The sequence below is a fragment of the Sphaerotilus montanus genome (assembly GCF_013410775.1).
In the GTDB taxonomy this organism is placed as follows: Bacteria; Pseudomonadota; Gammaproteobacteria; order Burkholderiales; family Burkholderiaceae_C; genus Sphaerotilus; species Sphaerotilus montanus.
In genome coordinates this window covers 1934407-1950764 of the sequence record NZ_JACCFH010000001.1, presented here as the reverse complement: position 1 = coordinate 1950764, position 16358 = coordinate 1934407, and the positions used below count along the sequence as shown (strand labels likewise).

General features: G+C 67.4%; 18 protein-coding genes and 1 pseudogene. 14 read left to right on the top strand and 5 right to left on the bottom strand.

All coding sequences use genetic code 11. The features are described from left to right. Positions 1 to 2: 2 nt before the first annotated feature. Genes BDD16_RS08790 through BDD16_RS08770 form a run of 5 tightly spaced genes read left to right on the top strand, consistent with a single transcriptional unit; the run spans position 3 to position 4842 of the window. Positions 3 to 635, top strand: coding sequence for a UPF0149 family protein (locus BDD16_RS08790; protein ID WP_179633599.1), 633 nt, complete (start codon positions 3 to 5; stop codon positions 633 to 635). 58 nt (positions 636 to 693) lie between these two features. After that, positions 694 to 2637, top strand: coding sequence for a tRNA uridine-5-carboxymethylaminomethyl(34) synthesis enzyme MnmG (mnmG, locus tag BDD16_RS08785; RefSeq protein WP_179633598.1), 1944 nt, complete (start codon positions 694 to 696; stop codon positions 2635 to 2637). After that, positions 2627 to 3286, top strand: a complete 660-nt coding sequence (gene rsmG / locus BDD16_RS08780) for a 16S rRNA (guanine(527)-N(7))-methyltransferase RsmG (protein WP_179633597.1) — start codon at positions 2627 to 2629, stop codon at positions 3284 to 3286. The genes mnmG and rsmG overlap by 11 nt, the downstream gene beginning before the upstream one ends. 37 nt (positions 3287 to 3323) lie before the next feature. After that, positions 3324 to 3938 (top strand): LysE family transporter, encoded by a 615-nt coding sequence (locus tag BDD16_RS08775; RefSeq protein WP_179633596.1) that lies wholly within the window; start codon positions 3324 to 3326, stop codon positions 3936 to 3938. A gap of 55 nt (positions 3939 to 3993) precedes the next feature. Further along, entirely contained in the window at positions 3994 to 4842 is an 849-nt protein-coding gene (locus BDD16_RS08770; protein ID WP_179633595.1) for a ParA family protein, read from the top strand. Here BDD16_RS08770 and BDD16_RS08765 read toward each other — a convergent pair. Further along, complete coding sequence (locus BDD16_RS08765; RefSeq protein WP_179633594.1) at positions 4806 to 5879, bottom strand: MBL fold metallo-hydrolase; 1074 nt, start codon at positions 5877 to 5879, stop codon at positions 4806 to 4808. The genes BDD16_RS08770 and BDD16_RS08765 overlap by 37 nt on opposite strands. 76 nt (positions 5880 to 5955) lie before the next feature. Here BDD16_RS08765 and BDD16_RS08760 point away from each other — a divergent pair, with 76 nt between their 5' ends. Continuing rightward, on the top strand, positions 5956 to 6378 hold the full coding sequence (locus tag BDD16_RS08760) for a MerR family transcriptional regulator (protein ID WP_179633593.1): 423 nt from the start codon (positions 5956 to 5958) through the stop codon (positions 6376 to 6378). Here the strand turns inward: BDD16_RS08760 and BDD16_RS08755 are convergent. Next, the gene (locus tag BDD16_RS08755; RefSeq protein WP_179633592.1) at positions 6375 to 6974 is read right to left on the bottom strand and encodes a GH32 C-terminal domain-containing protein; all 600 of its coding nucleotides are present in this window, start codon (positions 6972 to 6974) and stop codon (positions 6375 to 6377) included. The two genes, BDD16_RS08760 and BDD16_RS08755, sit on opposite strands and share 4 nt — an antisense overlap. A 59-nt stretch (positions 6975 to 7033) precedes the next feature. Here BDD16_RS08755 and BDD16_RS22945 point away from each other — a divergent pair. Beyond that, a pseudogene (locus tag BDD16_RS22945) lies at positions 7034 to 7156 on the top strand (aromatic compound catabolic protein); the annotation flags it as partial. A 21-nt stretch (positions 7157 to 7177) separates the two neighbouring features. Here the strand turns inward: BDD16_RS22945 and BDD16_RS08750 are convergent. The 3 genes from BDD16_RS08750 to BDD16_RS08740 are packed head-to-tail and all read right to left on the bottom strand — an operon-like array spanning position 7178 to position 9908. Then, complete coding sequence (locus BDD16_RS08750; RefSeq protein ID WP_179633591.1) at positions 7178 to 8158, bottom strand: alpha/beta fold hydrolase; 981 nt, start codon at positions 8156 to 8158, stop codon at positions 7178 to 7180. Continuing rightward, complete coding sequence (locus BDD16_RS08745) at positions 8155 to 8865, bottom strand: SDR family oxidoreductase (protein ID WP_179633590.1); 711 nt, start codon at positions 8863 to 8865, stop codon at positions 8155 to 8157. Before BDD16_RS08745 ends, BDD16_RS08750 begins: the two co-directional genes overlap by 4 nt. A gap of 41 nt (positions 8866 to 8906) precedes the next feature. Continuing rightward, complete coding sequence (locus BDD16_RS08740; protein ID WP_179633589.1) at positions 8907 to 9908, bottom strand: NADP-dependent oxidoreductase; 1002 nt, start codon at positions 9906 to 9908, stop codon at positions 8907 to 8909. Between the two features lie 160 nt (positions 9909 to 10068). Here BDD16_RS08740 and BDD16_RS08735 point away from each other — a divergent pair, with 160 nt between their 5' ends. The 7 genes from BDD16_RS08735 (at position 10069) to BDD16_RS08705 (ending at position 16341) form a co-directional block, all read left to right on the top strand. Further along, positions 10069 to 10680 carry a TetR/AcrR family transcriptional regulator gene (locus BDD16_RS08735; RefSeq protein WP_179633588.1) on the top strand — a complete coding sequence of 204 codons (612 nt, stop codon included), beginning with the start codon at positions 10069 to 10071 and terminating at the stop codon, positions 10678 to 10680. Between the two features lie 114 nt (positions 10681 to 10794). After that, positions 10795 to 11274: a PaaI family thioesterase gene (locus tag BDD16_RS08730; RefSeq protein WP_179633587.1), complete on the top strand. Its 480-nt coding sequence runs from the start codon at positions 10795 to 10797 to the stop codon at positions 11272 to 11274. Between the two features lie 37 nt (positions 11275 to 11311). Further along, positions 11312 to 11986, top strand: a complete 675-nt coding sequence (gene can / locus BDD16_RS08725) for a carbonate dehydratase (protein WP_179633586.1) — start codon at positions 11312 to 11314, stop codon at positions 11984 to 11986. A gap of 16 nt (positions 11987 to 12002) precedes the next feature. Beyond that, the gene (gene aceK, locus BDD16_RS08720; protein ID WP_179633585.1) at positions 12003 to 13775 is read left to right on the top strand and encodes a bifunctional isocitrate dehydrogenase kinase/phosphatase; all 1773 of its coding nucleotides are present in this window, start codon (positions 12003 to 12005) and stop codon (positions 13773 to 13775) included. A 35-nt stretch (positions 13776 to 13810) separates the two neighbouring features. Further along, positions 13811 to 14989 (top strand): acetyl-CoA C-acyltransferase, encoded by a 1179-nt coding sequence (locus tag BDD16_RS08715; protein ID WP_179633584.1) that lies wholly within the window; start codon positions 13811 to 13813, stop codon positions 14987 to 14989. A gap of 18 nt (positions 14990 to 15007) precedes the next feature. Then, entirely contained in the window at positions 15008 to 15658 is a 651-nt protein-coding gene (locus BDD16_RS08710) for a LysE family translocator (RefSeq protein ID WP_179633583.1), read from the top strand. Next, positions 15655 to 16341 carry an SDR family oxidoreductase gene (locus BDD16_RS08705; RefSeq protein WP_179633582.1) on the top strand — a complete coding sequence of 229 codons (687 nt, stop codon included), beginning with the start codon at positions 15655 to 15657 and terminating at the stop codon, positions 16339 to 16341. Before BDD16_RS08710 ends, BDD16_RS08705 begins: the two co-directional genes overlap by 4 nt. The last annotated feature ends 17 nt before the right edge of the window (positions 16342 to 16358 follow it).

The following is a 16358-nucleotide window of genomic DNA, read 5'->3' as shown; positions in this document are numbered from 1 at the left end:
ACGTGAAACACCCCCAATACAACCCCGCCCTCGACAACCCGCCGCTGACCGAAGCGGAGATGGATGAACTCGACCAGCTGCTGCTGTCGGCCGCGACGGACGAGTCGGTCATGGACATGGAGAGCCTCGACGGCTACCTCACCGCCCTGCTGCTGACGCCGACGCTGCCCGACGCCGACGTCTGGGTGCCCGGCCTGTGGAACAGCGACGACCCGGACAGCTCGCCCTTCGCCAGCGGCAAGCAGACCAAGCGCGTCGTGCAGCTCGCGCTGCGCCACCTCGCCTCGATCGACCGCCAGCTCAAGGAAGGTCCGGACACGCTGGAGCCGCTGTTCGGCATCGCCGAGATCCCCGGCAGCGACGACGCCTCGGACGTGGTGGTCGACGCGGAGCTGTGGTGCATCGGTTTCCTGCACGCTGCGGCGCTGACGCCGGACCACTGGAACGCGATGTTCGACGATCCGGAACTGGCCGACCAGCTCGCCCCGATCATCCTGCTCGGCGGCGACCCGGACAGCATGACGCCGGAGCAGGTGGAGATGATCGCCTCGTCGGAAGCCCGCGACGCGCTGAGCCGCATGGTGCCGGAAGCGGTCTCTGCGCTGTACGCACGCGCCGTGGCCGCACGAAACTAAAATCGGGGTTTGTCCGCGCGCCCCGTGCGGACCCCCCGGTCTTCACATGGAGCGCCCGATGCTCTACCCCGAAACATTTGACGTCATCGTCGTCGGCGGCGGCCATGCCGGCACCGAAGCGGCCCTCGCCGCGGCCCGCATGGGCAGCCGCACGCTGCTGCTCACCCACAACATCGAGACCCTCGGCCAGATGAGCTGCAACCCGTCGATCGGCGGGATCGGCAAGGGCCATCTGGTCAAGGAAATCGACGCGCTCGGCGGCGCGATGGCGGCGGCGACGGACGAGTCGGGCATCCAGTTCCGCATCCTGAATTCGAGCAAGGGCCCGGCCGTGCGCGCCACCCGGGTGCAGGCCGACCGCATCCTCTACAAGGCCGCGATCCGCCACCGCCTGGAAAACCAGCCGAACCTGTGGATCTTCCAGCAGGCGGTGGACGATCTGATGGTCGAAGGTGACCGCGTGGTCGGCGCCGTGACGCAGATCGGTATCCGCTTCCGCGCCGCGGCGGTGGTGCTGACGGCGGGCACCTTCCTCGATGGCAAGGTCCACGTCGGCCTGAACAACTACCCGGCCGGCCGCGCGGGCGATCCGCCGGCGGTGAGCCTGTCGGCGCGGCTGAAGGAGCTGAAGCTGCCGCAAGCGCGCCTGAAGACCGGCACGCCGCCGCGCATCGACGGCCGCTCGATCGACTTCTCGAAGTGCGTCGAGCAGCCCGGCGACCTCGACCCGGTGCCCGTGTTCAGCTTCCTCGGCAATGCCGCGCAGCACCCTCGCCAGGTTCCCTGCTGGATCACGCACACCAACCAGCAGACCCACGACATCCTGCGCACCGGCTTCGACCGCAGCCCGATGTTCACCGGCGTGATCGAAGGGGTCGGCCCGCGCTACTGCCCGTCGATCGAGGACAAGATCAACCGCTTCGCCGACAAGGACTCGCACCAGATTTTCCTCGAACCCGAAGGCCTGACGACGAACGAGTTCTACCCGAACGGCATCTCGACCTCCCTGCCCTTCGACATCCAGCTCGCCGCTGTGCGCACGATGGCCGGGCTGGAGAACGCCTACATCCTGCGCCCCGGCTACGCGATCGAGTACGACTACTTCGACCCGCGCGAGCTGAAGAACACCTTCGAGTCGAAGGCGATCGGCGGGCTGTACTTCGCCGGCCAGATCAACGGCACCACCGGCTACGAAGAAGCGGCCGCGCAAGGCCTCTACGCGGGCGCCAACGCCGCCTTGCAGGTCCAGGGCAAGGGCACCCTCACCTTCGGCCGCGACCAGGCTTATCTGGGCGTTCTGGTCGACGACCTGATCACCAAGGGTGTGACCGAGCCCTACCGCATGTTCACCAGCCGCGCCGAGTTCCGCCTGCAGCTGCGCGAGGACAACGCCGACATGCGCCTGACCGAACTCGGCCGCCACGTCGGGCTAGTGGACGACGCGCGCTGGGATGCGTTCAACCGCAAGCGGGACGCGGTGGCACGTGAAACGCAGCGGCTGAAGAGCACCTGGGTGCGCCCGGCCACGCTGCCGGCGGCGGACGGTGAACGCCTGCTCGGCAAGGCGATCGAGCACGAGTACAACCTCACCGACCTGCTGCGCCGCCCCGGCATCACCTTCGACACGCTGGCCGAATTGCTGGCCATCGCCAACCCGGGCGCCGTGGTTTCACGTGGAACACTGCAGGCCGAGCTGGGCGAGACGCTGGCCGATGCGGTGATCGAGCAGGTCGAGATCGCCACCAAGTACGCCGGCTACATCGACAAGCAGAACGACGAAGTGCAGCGCGCCAGCGCCTACGAGCACCTGAAGCTGCCGAAGGACCTCGACTATGCGCAGGTCACCGCGCTGTCGATCGAGGTGCGCCAGAAGCTCGCGCGCCACCAGCCGGAAACGCTGGGGCAAGCGTCGCGGATTTCGGGGGTCACGCCGGCGGCGATCTCGCTGCTGCTGGTGCACCTGAAGAAACACCGGATGCAGGGGTTCGCACATGCGGCATGACCTGATCGCCGGGGCCGAAGCGCTCGGCTGCCCGCTGGATGACGCGCAGGCCGATCGGCTGCTCGGCTATCTCGACCTGCTGGCGCGCTGGAACAAGGTCTACAACCTGACCGCGCTGCGCGACCCGGCGCAGATGCTGACGCACCACCTGCTGGACAGCCTGGCGGTGATTGCGCCGATGCGGCGGCATCTGGTGGAAGTGGGTTCCCGCGTTCGCGGGAATGACGGGGGGAGTACCGTGCTGGACGTCGGCAGCGGCGGCGGCCTGCCCGGCGTCGTCATCGCGGCCACCCAGCCGAACATCACCGTCACCTGCGTCGACACCGTGCAGAAGAAGGTCACCTTCGTCCGCCAGGTCGCCGCCGAGCTGCGCCTGCCCAACCTGCAGGCCCGCCACACCCGCGTCGAAGCGATCACCGACACGCAGTGGCCGCTGATCACCGCCCGCGCCTTTGCGTCGCTGCCGGACATCGTGACGCTCACGCGCCCGCTGCTGGCACCCGGCGGCGTGTGGATGGCGATGAAGGGCCAGCACCCGGCCGAGGAGATCACCGCGCTGCCCGCCGACATCGAGGTGTTCCACATCGAGCCGCTGCAGGTGCCGGGCCTGAACGCCGAGCGCTGCATCGTCTGGATGCGTCAGCGCTGAGACGCGCCCCTGCATCGACCACCCGAAGGAAGCCACCATGTACGGCATCGCGGACTACGGCGCCTTCTGCGCCGCCATCGTCGTGTTCCTGGCGCTGCCGGGGCCGGGCACCTTCGCGCTGCTGGGCGCGACCTCCAAGGGCGGTTTCCGGGGCGGCGCGGCAGCGACACTCGGGCTGATCGTCGGCGACCAGATCCTGCTGTGGCTGGCGGTGGCCGGCGTGGCCGCGCTGCTGAGCGCACATCCCGCGTGGTTCGACGCGGTGCGCTGGGCGGGGGCGGCCTACCTCGGCTGGATCGGCCTGAAGCTGCTCATCGCCCGCGACGGCGAATCCGCCAGCCCGGTGCAGATCGCCCCGCACCACTACGCCCGGCAGGCGCTGCTCATCACCGTGCTGAACCCGAAGGCCATCGTGTTCTACATGGCCTTCTTCCCCTTCTTCATCGACCCGGCCACGCACCGCGGCATTCCCACCTTCCTGGCGATGGCCGTGACCATCGCGGTCATCACCGCGGTCTGGTGTCTGACGCTGTGCGCGTTTGCCGAGGCGATCGCCGCCAAGGTGCGCGCGCACCGGCGCGTCGGCACGGCCCTTCAGCGTTTCGCGGGGCTGTGCATGATCGGATTCGGCCTGCGCCTGATACGCTCCTGATCCGACCTGGATCTCCCTTCGACCCGACCCACGGCCCGAGCGCCCGCACCCCCACATGGCCAAGATCTTCTGCATCGCCAACCAGAAAGGCGGCGTCGGCAAGACGACCACCACCGTCAACCTGGCCGCCGGGCTGGCACGCATCGGCCAGCGCGTGCTGCTGGTCGATCTCGATCCCCAGGGCAATGCCACGATGGGCTCGGGCCTCGACAAGCGGGCACTGGTGCAGACCGTCTATGACGTGCTGCTCGGTTCGGCCAGCGTGCGCGAGGCGCGGCAGACGATGGACCCGGTCGGCTACGACGTGCTGGGCGCCAACCGCGAACTGGCCGGCGCCGAGGTGGAGCTCGTCCACCTGGAGCACCGCGACCGGCGCCTGAAGGCCGCGCTGGCCGAGGTGCAGGACGACTACGACTTCATCCTGATCGACTGCCCGCCGTCCCTGAGCCTGCTGACGCTCAACGGCCTGACCTGCGCCCACGGCGTGATCGTGCCGATGCAGTGCGAGTACTTCGCGCTCGAAGGGCTGTCGGACCTGGTCAACTCGATCAAGCAGGTCCACGCCAACCTGAACCGCGACCTGAGCATCATCGGCCTGCTGCGCGTGATGTTCGACCCGCGCATCACGCTGCAGCAGCAGGTCAGCGAGCAGCTGCAGGCGCACTTCGGCGAGAAGGTGTTCCAGACCATCATCCCGCGCAATGTGCGGCTGGCGGAAGCACCGAGCTACGGCCTGCCCGGCGTGGTGTTCGACCCGAACGCCAAGGGCTCGCAGGCCTTCATCGCCTTCGCGCAGGAGCTGGTCGACCGGGTCGGGCTGCCGGCCGCGAAGAAGAAGGCCCCGTCCCGCAAGGCCTCCCCAGCGACTCAGACCACGCCGAAGCGCCAGACTCCGTCCGCCTGACGCACCCGCTTCAGGTCGCCGTCCAGCCACAGCGCGTGCAGGTGGGCGATGGCCTCGCCCATCGCGAAGGTGAGCTGGTGCAGGTCGAGTTCGCGCCTGAACAGCACCGGCAGGATCTCGAAGGCCGAGTGCGGCCGCACCGCGCAGGCGGCCATCACGTCGGCGAGGCGGTCGGTGTGGTGGTCCTGCAGTTGCTGGATGCGGGGATGCAGACCGCGGAAAGGCTTGCCGTGGGCCGGCAGGATCAGCGTGTCGGCCGGCAAGCGGCGCATGCGCTCGATCGATGCCAGGTACAGCGGCAGCGGATCGGCCTCCGGCTCGATGTCGATGACGCTGATGTTGGTCGAGATGCGCGGCAGCACCATGTCACCCGAGATCAGCACGCCGAGCGCCTCGCAGTGCAGGCTGATGTGTTCCGGCGCATGGCCGAAGCCGGCGTGGCAGGTCCAGACATGGCCGCCCATCGTCAGCCGCTGCCCTTCCATCATCCGGCGGAACTGCTGTGGCACGGCAGGCACCATGCTGGCGTAGTAGTTGCCGCGCTGGCGCACCTTGTCGAGTGCGGCCGGATCGGTCACGCCATGGCTGCCGAAGAAGGCCGCTGCCGCCTCGCCGCCGAAGCCGGTGGTCGAGATCGACGCCATGCGCGCCGCGTTCCAGTCCGACAGGCTGATCCACAGCCGGCAGGGCCACTCGGGCGTGCTCCAGCGCGTGGTCAGCCAGTGCGCCAGGCCGATGTGGTCCGGGTGCATGTGGGTGACGAGGACACGCAGCACGGGCAGTCCGTCCAGCTCCTCGGCAAAGATGCGCTCCCACGCGGCGCGCGTGGCGTCATTGGCGATGCCGCAGTCGACGATGGTCCAGCCCTGGCGGCCGTCGAGTTCGTCGCGCACCAGCCAGAGGTTGATGTGGTCCAGCGCGAAGGGCAGGCCCATGCGCAGCCACCGCACGCCCGGCGCGATCTCCAGCGTGTGACCAGCCGCGGGCAGCGTGTCGCCCAGCACATAGGTGAGTTCGTGTTCCTGAGGGTTCGCCATGGGGGCTCCGGGGACGGGACTGGGTAGACTGGCGTTCGTTCCAGTGATTAACGTTTACGTCAACGGCAGTGTATCCATGACCACCCTCGACCGCTCGACCCCGGACGCCCGCGATGTCTCCCAGGTGACCTACACCATCACCGAGCTGGCGCAGGAGTTCGACATCACCCCGCGCGCGATCCGTTTCTACGAGGACATGGGCCTGCTCACCCCGGCCCGCGACGGCCGCAACCGCGTCTACACCCACCGCGACCGCACCCGGCTCAAGCTCACGCTGCGCGGCAAGCGGCTCGGCCTGAGCCTGCAGGAGATCAAGCAGCTGGTGGACATGTACGAGTCGCCCTCGGACACGGCGCAGCAGCTCAACGCCTTCCTGGCCATCCTGCAGGCGCACCGCGACCAGCTTGTGCAACAGATGGAGGACATCCGCGTCACGCTCGAAGAGATCGAGCAGCACGAGGAGCGGGCGCGCAACCTGCTGGCCGAGGCCGGGCGTTAGTCCGGGGTCGGCCTGGGCAGCGTCACTAGCGGCCGTGTCAGCGCGCTGCGCGGCCCTTCGTGGAGGCTGCCCATCGCCCAGACCTGCAGCGCCACGTCCACCTCGCCTTCGACAAACACCGACCCCAGCACACTCGCCTCGCTGACGGGGTACACGCGGGTGGCCAGGGCGAGCCGGTCATTGGCGTAGACCTCCAGCACGCTGCCATCGAGCAGCACGCGCAGGCGCAGTGCCTCGCCCTCTTCGAGTACCAGCGTCCCGTGCAGATCCTGCCGACGCACCAGGGCATCGGTCGAGCTGCGCGCGCGCTTGATCGACAGGCGACGGGCATCGGGCCAGAAGACGATGCGCGTCACCTCGCTGCCGTCAGGCGAGGCCAGCACCGTCAGGCCGAGCTTCTGGCTGTCATTGACCAAACGGATCGTGAACGTCGCCTCGATGTCGAGGTGGCGGCCGGCGAAGGTGGCCACGACCCCGCGCTGGGCGCCGCTCGTGGCCACGTCGACCAGCGCCTCGCGCAGCGCCGCGATTTCGGCCACCGGGCACAGGTTCAGCCGGCCTCGCGCATCAAGCGACAGCGCGCGCGGTACGGTCATCACGCCCGCCCAGCCGTCGGCGTCGATACGCGCCTGCTCTCGTTGTTCGTTCGTCCACTGCCCTGCATGTCGGCCGCCAGATCGGCACGTCGAAAGCGCGAATCGTCGGCCCTGACGGGAAGCTGTACGCCCATGCGACCACCACCTGCGCCATCTTCGAGTCGCCGTCCGCTGCCTCTTGACTGACGCAGAGGCCAGTCTGGTCAACGGCCTAGAAAGTCGAGCGTGCTGCGGACAAAGTCGGCGTGAAACTGGAAGATCCCGCCGTGTCCGGCATCGGGATAGATGACCAGTCGGCTGTTCGGCAGCCGCCGTGCCAGATCGTACGTGTTGACCGTCGGGACCATCCGGTCGTCGTCACCATTGACCACCAGCACAGGCTGCTGGATCACTGACAGATCGGCTGGCGCCTTCTGCCCCCACAAGTGCAGCGCCTCCAACTGGGCGAAGAATGCGCTCACCGAGATCTCCTTGTCACGGCCCTCGGTGCGTTCCTTCAACCGCTCCAGGAATGCCTTCCCCGCCTGGATGCCACTGGGTGTTCGCGTGAAGAACAGGAACTGTTTCGCATCCTGACCCGTGAAGGCACCCCGGAGCATGTCGTAGAAAGTCACCCCCGCCACGGCGCTGATGCCTTCGCCTCCCGCAGGGCCGGTGCCAGCGAGCACGATCTTGCGGACGAGTTGCGGCTGCTTCAGCACGAGTTCCTGGGCGACCATGCCGCCCAACGAAAACCCCAGGAGATCCACTTTCTCGAAGCCCATTGCGTTGATGAAGGTGATGGCGTCGTCCGCCATCTGTTCCATCGAATTCGACGGCGAGCCGCTAGTTGCCCCGATGCCACGGTTGTCGAAGGCAATGACGTGGTGCCTGGCCGCGAGGCTGTCAATGATCCGTGGATCCCAGTTGTCCAGAACTGCGGCCAGATGGGTCAGCAACACCACAGGCGTTCCGCCGTGGTGCTTGCCCAGTTCCCGGTACGCGAAGTTCACGTCGCTAGCCGTGATGGTGCGGGTGGGAACCTGCTTCCAGGTGACCTCGGACTTTTGTTCGATCGACTGTTCGATCAACAGGTGGTTGTGGTCCGCCCCACTGGCGACAGGCGCTGCCGCCAGTAGCGTTGACGTCTGGAGGGTCGTGAACAGAACGAGTCCCCGGACGGCCGTCTTGAATAGATGTTTCATCGCTGGTAGTCCTGGGGGAGGTAGATCGGGCGCGGCGCCGTCAGGCCATGCCGGATCTGCTGGGTGAGCACGTCGGCCAGCACCTCATCGGCGCCCGCCTCCAGCCCGTCGAGCGCCCGCTGCACGATCACCTCCGCACTGCTTTTCTCGACCTCGAAGCCCCGCGTGAGGTCGGTGTCGACATACGCCATGTGCAGGCCCAGCACCTGGGTCTTCTGCCCGGCCAGCTCGTGGCGCAGGGCATTGGTCAACGACCAGGCGGCCGACTTGCTCGCCGAGTAGGCGGCCAGCTCGCCGCCGTTGACCCATGACGCCACCGACAACACGTTGAGCAGTGCGCCACCGCCGTTGGCCTTGAGCACGGGTGCAAAAGCCTTGCTCACGCCCAGCACGCCGAAGAAATTGGTCTCGAAGATGCGGCGGGCCACCGCTTCGCTGTCCTGCGCCAGGAAACCGCCGGGCTGGGCAATGCCTGCGTTGTTGATCACCAGGTTCACGTCGGCGGCCACTTGGGCAGCAGCGGCGAGTTGGTCGGGCTGGGTGACGTCAAGCTGCAAGGCTTGAACACCCTGCAAGGTGACGGTCGCGGGATCGCGTGCGGCGGCGTAGACCTTGCGGGCACCACGCGCCAGCAGTTCGCGCGCAAACGCCAGGCCGATGCCACGGTTGGCACCGGTGACAAGCACAACGGAGTTTTCGATCTTCATGGCGTTCTCCAATTCAGGTGAGGGAGGAAATGGGTGGGCGGCTATCGCATCTGCACGACGACCTTGCCCTTGGCGCGCCCCTGGGCGAGGTAGTCCAGCGCTTCCTTGGCCTGCTCGAAGGGAAATACCCGGTCGATCACGGGCCGGATGCGTTGCGTTTCGAGGAGCTTGCCGATCTGGGCGAGTTGATCGCCGTCGGCGCGGGCAAAGAGGAACGAGTAGTCGACGCCCTGCTTCTTTGCCAAGCGCATGATCTTGTGGCTCATCAGCGCGAACACGACCGTCAAGACGAGATTGGCCCGGCGAGCGCGAGCGAAAGCGACGTCCAGCGGCCCGACCAAGGAGACGATCTTGCCGCGCGCCTTGAGGATGCCGATGGACTTTTCGATCGAGTCACCCCTGACGGTGCCGAGCGCCGCGTCGTAGCCGCTCAGCGCGGTCTCGAACGCCTGCTTCTTATAGTCGACCACCTCGTCGGCGCCCAGACTGCGCACCAGATCCACATTGCCGGTGCTGGTGGTCGTGCCCACCGTGGCGCCCAACCACTTGGCCAACTGGATCGCGAAGGTGCCGATGCCGCCGGAACCGGCCGGAATGAAGACCTTCTGGCCTGGGCGCAGATCGACGCGTTCCTTCAGCGCCTGCCAGGACGTGAGCCCGACCATCGGGATCGACGCCGCCTGCACAAAATCCAGGTTGGCCGGCTTAAGTGCGGCAGCACTCTCGGGCACCACCGCGAACTCGGCGATCGAACCCGTGCCCAGGTCGAAGATGTTGGCGAAGACCGCATCACCCGGCTTGAAGCGGGTCACCCGACTGCCGACCTCGGTCACGACACCCGCCAGATCGCTGCCCAGCGTGGCCGGAAGCTGGAACTTCACGACGGCCTTGAAGAGCCCGGTCGGAATCATGTTGTCGATCGGGTTCACGCTCGCTGCATGCACCTGGACCAGCAGTTCATCCGCCTTCAGCGCAGGGCGAGGGACGTCTGAGAACCCGATCTCGGGCGACTTGCCATAGCGTTTGAAGGTGAGTGCTTTCATGGGGGCTCGCGTGGGTTGGGGATCTGCTGCTCGCCATACCTGGCAAGCTCGAATGCCTCAATGATGATGATCGTAATCATAAAAGTCAACTTTTTGATGATGATCATCATGAATGTATAGTCGACACTCCACAGGTCAGGCAAACCAACATCGGGCGGACATGAAAGTCACCAAGGCACAGGCAGCAGCCAATCGAGCGCACGTCGTCGAGACGGCTTCTCAACTGTTTCGGGAGCGCGGGTTCGATGGGGTCGGTGTTGCCGATCTGATGGCGGCGGCAGGCTTCACCCACGGCGGCTTCTACAAGCAGTTCGGCTCCAAGGCTGACCTGATGGCCGAGGCCATGGTCTGTGGCATTGCGCAGACCGGGACGCTGGCCGAAGGCGTAGAGGCGTCTGAGTTCATCAGGCACTATCTCTCGCGCGCGCACCGGGACAGCCGTGCGACCGGCTGCACGGTGGCTGCGCTGAGCGGTGACGCTGCGCGACAGCCGGATTCGGTCCGGGTCGCCTTCAAGGATGGCGTCGAGCGCCTCCTGGCACTGCTGAGCCAAAAGGGCCTTTCATCGGACCCGGCCGAGGCCGCTCAGGCGCGCGTCAGGATCCTTGACGTGCTGTCACACGCGGTGGGCGCCATCGTCCTGTCGAGGGCCTGCCCGGACGATTCCCCGCTCGCCGATGAAATCCTGGCGGTCTGCCGCGACGCCATCCTGCGTTCGCAGACGCCGCCCGGCACCGAGAAGGCAACGACTCGCAAGCGCAAGACCGTCTGAGGCGCATGGTGGTGTCCGCCTGCGAGCGGACAAACCCGCATTTCCTGGGAAAACAGGGATTGCTATGATTGACGTTTACGTAAACGTCAAACACGAATGACGAATGTCCCTCTGATGACCGCTGCGCCCTCCTCCGACTTCCAGCCCGCCGACGCCGACTTTGCCGCCCGCGTGCGCGGCTCGTTTGCGCAGCAGGCCGCGATGGCGCTGATCGGCGCCGAGCTGGTCGAGGTCGGCCCGGGCAGGATCGTGATGACGCTGGCGCACAGCGCGCGCGTGACCCAGCAGCACGGCTTCATCCATGCCGGCATCGTCTCCACCGCGCTCGATTCGGCCTGCGGCTACGCGGCGGCCACGCTGATGCCGGCAGAGGCGGGGGTGCTGACGATCGAGTTCAAGGTCAACCTGCTGGCCCCGGCGCGCGGCCCGCTGCTGCGCATCGAAGGCCGCGTGACCAAGGCCGGACGCACCATCAGCGTCGCCGACGGGCAGGCCTGGCAGCCACACCCGACCCGCGCAGGCGAAGACCAGCTCGTCGCCACGATCACGGCCACGCTGATGACGGTCACGGGCCGCGACAACGTGCGCCACTGAACCCCGCCGTCCACGCCCTGCGCAACAATCGACGCCCATGACTACCGAACTGCAAGAGCTCTTCGAGAGCAACCGCCGCTGGGCCGCCGAAGTCGAACAACGCGAGCCCGGTTTCTTCTCCCGACTGCTCAAGCAACAGACGCCGCAGTACCTGTGGATCGGCTGCGCCGACAGCCGTGTCCCGGCCAACGAGCTGGTCGATCTGCTGCCGGGCGACCTCTTCGTGCACCGCAACATCGCCAATGTGGTCGTGCCCAGCGACCTCAACGCGCTGTCGGTGATCCAGTACGCGGTGGATGCCCTGCGCGTGCGGCACATCATCGTGGTGGGCCACTCCAACTGCGGCGGCGTCAAGGCGGCGCTGAACAACCTGCGCGTGGGCCTGGCCGACAACTGGCTGCGCCACATCCAGGACGTGCGCAACACGCACCGCGCCTTCCTGGAGCAGGTGCCGCAGGAGCGGCGCGTCGATGCACTGGTCGAGCTGAACGTGCTGGAGCAGGCCCGCAACGTCTGCCGCACCACCATCGTGGAGGACGCCTGGCAGCGCGGCCAGGAGGTCGTCATCCACGGCTGGGTCTACGGCCTGCACAACGGCCTGCTCGAAGACCTGCGCATGACCGTGGCGGGCATCGACGACATCGAGCCGGCCCATGCACGTGCCGTGGAAGCGGTGCACCAGCGCTATCTCGGCGACAGCACCAGCGACTGAGCGGAGGCCCGGCGCGATGTTCCCCCAGCAGCTCAACGACACCCGCGCCTTCGACATCGCCAGCACGCTGATCGAAGGATTCAACCGCCACTACCGCCTCTTCCGGGAGGCCAGCGCGCAGGCCAAGGACCGCTTCGAGCGCGCCGACTGGCACGGCCAGCAGCGTGCCCAGCGCGAGCGCATCGAGTTCTACGACCTGCGGGTCCAGGAAGCGGTCGAGCGGCTGCAGACTGGATTCCAGGCCGGCGCGCTCGGCATGGACGTCTGGCAGCAGGTCAAGCTGCACTACATCGGCCTGCTGACCAACCACCGCCAGCCCGAACTCGCCGAGACCTTCTTCAACTCGGTCACCACCCACATCCTGCACCGGGACTACTTCCACAACGACTTCATCTTCGTGCGCCCGGCGGTGTCCACCGAGTACATCGAGAACGACGAGCCCACCGCCAAGCCGACCTTCCGCGCCTGGTATCCGACGCGCCCGACGCTGCGCGAGACGCTGGCGGAGATCGTGCGCAGCTTCGACCTGCAAGGCCCGTGGGAGGACTTCGAGCGCGACCTCGACGACGTGCACGCCGCGGCCGACACCGCCATCGGCCAGGACCGGCTGCGCACCAACTTCCAGCTCCAGGTGCTGTCGTCGCTGTTCTTCCGCAACAAGGGCGCCTACGTCATCGGCAAGATCGTCAACGGCCATGTCGAGACGCCGTTCGCGCTGCCGATCCTGCACGCCGCGGACGGCGCGTTCTACATCGACGCCGCGCTCTTCGGCGAGGACGACCTGCAGCGGCTGTTCAGCTTCGTGCGGGCCTACTTCCTGGTCGAGATGGAGATCCCCTCGGCCTATGTGCAGTTCCTGCGCTCGATGATGCCGAGGAAGCCGCGCAGCGAGATCTACAACGCGCTCGGCCTGCAGAAGCAGGGCAAGACGCTGTTCTTCCGCGACTTCCAGTTCCACCTGCGCCACTCGACCGACCGTTTCCGCATCGCGCCCGGCATCAAGGGCATGGTGATGCTGGTGTTCGACCTGCCGAGCTACCCGTTTGTCTTCAAGCTCATCAAGGACTACTACCCGCCGCAGAAGGACACCAGCCGCGCCCTCATCAAGAGCAAGTACCTGCTCGTCAAGCAGCACGACCGCGTCGGGCGCATGGCCGACACGCTGGAGTTCAGCAACGTCGCCTTCCCGCGCGCGCGTTTCACGGACGAGCTGATCGCCGAGATCGAGAAGTTCGCGCCCAGCCTGCTGGAGATCTCCGACCGCGACGGCGACGGCCACCTGGAGGTCATCCTCAAGCACGTCTACATCGAGCGCCGGATGATCCCGCTGAACATCTACCTGCAGGACGCCACGCCCGCGCAGCTCGAACACGCCGTCATCGAGTACGGGAACGCCATCAAGGACCTGGTGGCGGCCAACATCTTCCCCGGCGACATGCTGTGGAAGAACTTCGGCGTGATGCGGCACAACAAGGTCGTGTTCTACGACTACGACGAGATCGAGTACGTCACCGACTGCAACTTCCGCCGCGTGCCCACCCCGCGCAACGAGGAAGAGGAGATGAGCGGCGAGATCTGGTATTCGGTCGGCCCGAAGGACGTGTTTCCCGAGACCTTCGGGCCCTTCCTGCTGGGCAACCCTGCCGTGCGTGCGGTGTTCATGAAGCACCACGCCGATCTGCTGGATGCTGCCTTCTGGCAAGGGCACCAGGCACGCATCCGGGCCGGCCACGTCCACGACGTCTTCCCCTACGAGCAGGACAAGCGTTTTTCCCACCACCGACCCTGACCCCGAAACACGCAGGGCACCACAGGAGCATTTCCATGTCTGATCCGATCGTCATCGTCTCGGCCGCACGCACGCCCATCGGTGGCCTGCTCGGCGACTTCTCCAGCCTCGCCGCCTGGGAACTGGGCGGCGTGGCCATCCGCGCCGCGGTCGAGCGCGCCGGCATTCCCGGCGACGCCGTGAACGAGGTGCTGATGGGCAACTGCCTGATGGCCGGACAAGGTCAAGCACCCGCCCGCCAGGCCGTGCTCGCCGCCGGACTACCGCAGTCGGCCGGCGCAGTGACGCTGTCGAAGATGTGCGGCTCGGGCATGCGCGCGATGATGTTCGGCCACGACATGCTCAAGGCCGAGAGCGCGGACGTGGTGGTGGCCGGCGGCATGGAGAGCATGACCAACGCGCCGCACCTGATGTTCGCGCGCAAGGGCGTGAAGTACGGCGCCACGCAACTGTTCGACCACATGGCCATCGACGGCCTGGAAGACGCCTACGAGCGCGGCAAGGCGATGGGCGTGTTCGCCGAATCCTGCGTCGAGAAGTACGGCTTCACCCGCGAAGCCCAGGACCACTTCGCCATCGCCTCCACCGTGCGCGCCAAGCAGGCCAACGAGGACGGCAGCTTCGACTGGGAAATCGCCCCCGTGACGGCCAAGGCCCGCGGCGGCGACCAGGTGTTCAAGTTCGACGAGCAGCCCTTCAAGGCCAAGCTCGACAAGATCGCCACCCTCAAGCCCGCGTTCAAGAAGGACGGCACCATCACCGCCGCCAACGCCAGCAGCATCTCGGACGGTGCCGCGGCGCTGGTGCTGATGCGCGAATCGACCGCGATGGCGCGCGGGCTGACCCCGGTGGCGCGCATCGTCAGCCACGCCGTGCATGCACAGGCCCCCGCGTGGTTCTCCACCGCACCGGCCGGCGCGATCGAGAAGGCACTGAAGAAGGCGGGCTGGCAGGCCGGCGAGGTCGATCTGTGGGAAGTCAACGAAGCGTTTGCCGCGGTGACGATGGCGGCGATGGCCGAGTTCAAGCTGCCGCACGAGATCGTCAACGTCCACGGCGGCGCCTGCGCGCTGGGCCACCCGATCGGGGCGTCGGGGGCGCGGATCGTGGTCACGCTGCTGGGGGCGCTGAGGAAGCGCGGGCTGAAGAAGGGCGTGGCGGCGCTGTGCATCGGCGGTGGCGAGGCGACGGCGCTGGCGGTCGAGATGCTGTAAGGCCGTGAGGCACGCACGATGACCCTCGGCCTGCACGACCTGCCACTGTTCGCGCTGACGGTGCTGGTGCTCAACGCCACGCCCGGCGTCGATCTGGTGTTCACCATCAGCCGCACGCTGCAGCACGGCGTGCGCACCGGGCTGGCGGGCGCGGCGGGCATCAGCGCGGGCTGTGTCGTGCACGCGCTGGCGGCGGCCTTCGGGCTGGCGGCACTGCTGGCGGTGTCCACGACGGCGTTCACCGTGCTCAAGGGGCTCGGGGCGGCCTACCTGGTCTGGTTGGCGGTCGGGATGCTGCGCAGCGCGCTGAAGCCGACCGCCACCACCACGGAGTCGGTGAGCACCGCCCCCGTGCCAGTCCCGCACTGGCGGGTGTTCCGGCAAGGGCTGCTGACCAATGTGCTGAACCCGAAGGTCGCGCTGTTCTTCCTCGCCTTCCTGCCGCAGTTCATCGATGCGGATGCCCTGCACAAGACCCTCGCCTTCCTCGCGCTCGGCGGCTGGTTCGTGCTGCAGAGCGCGCTCTTCCTCATTGCGCTGGTGCTGCTGACGGCGCGGCTGCGCCACCTGGGCCGTGGGTCCGCGACGACGGGTCGCTGGCTCAACGGGCTGGGGGGCGTGCTCTTTCTCGGTTTGGCGGCCAGACTGGCCCGCACGGATCTCCCATGACAACCCACTCCCTTCCCTCCTCCGTCCTCGTCGTCGGCGCCTCGCGTGGCATCGGTCTGGAACTCGTCCGCCAGTACCGCGACGAGGGCGTGCGCGTCACCGCCACCGCACGGGACACCACGGGTTTGCAGGCGCTCACCGCGCTGGGAGCCCAGGCATTGCGGATCGATGTCGCCAAGACGGCGAGTGTCTCCGGCCTCGCGTGGCAGATCGACGGCGAGGCCTTCGACCTCGTCGTGGTCAACGCCGGCGTCTACGGCCCGCGCCTGCGCACGCTCGACACCCCCGGCGACCTCGACTTCGACCAGGTCATGCACACCAACGTGCTCGGCCCGATGCGCGTGATTCCGCAACTGCTGGACGCGCTGGCGCCGGGCGCGCGGGTGGTGTTCCTGTCCTCGGTGATGGCTTCGATCGGCGGACGCCAGCAGTCGACCGGCTGGCTCTACGCCGCGTCCAAGGCCGCGCTGAACTCGGTAATGAAGGACGTCTCGCTCGCGCTGGCCGACCGCGCCACCTGCATCGCGGTCCACCCCGGCTGGGTGCAAACCGCGATGGGCGGACCGCAGGCGCCGCTGTCGGTCGAGGAAAGCGTCACCTCGCTGCGCAGCACCTTCGCCCGCCTCGGCCCGTCCGACAACGGCCGTTTCCTGAACCACGACGGCACACCGCAGCCCTGGTAAGCCAGCACCACGCCGCA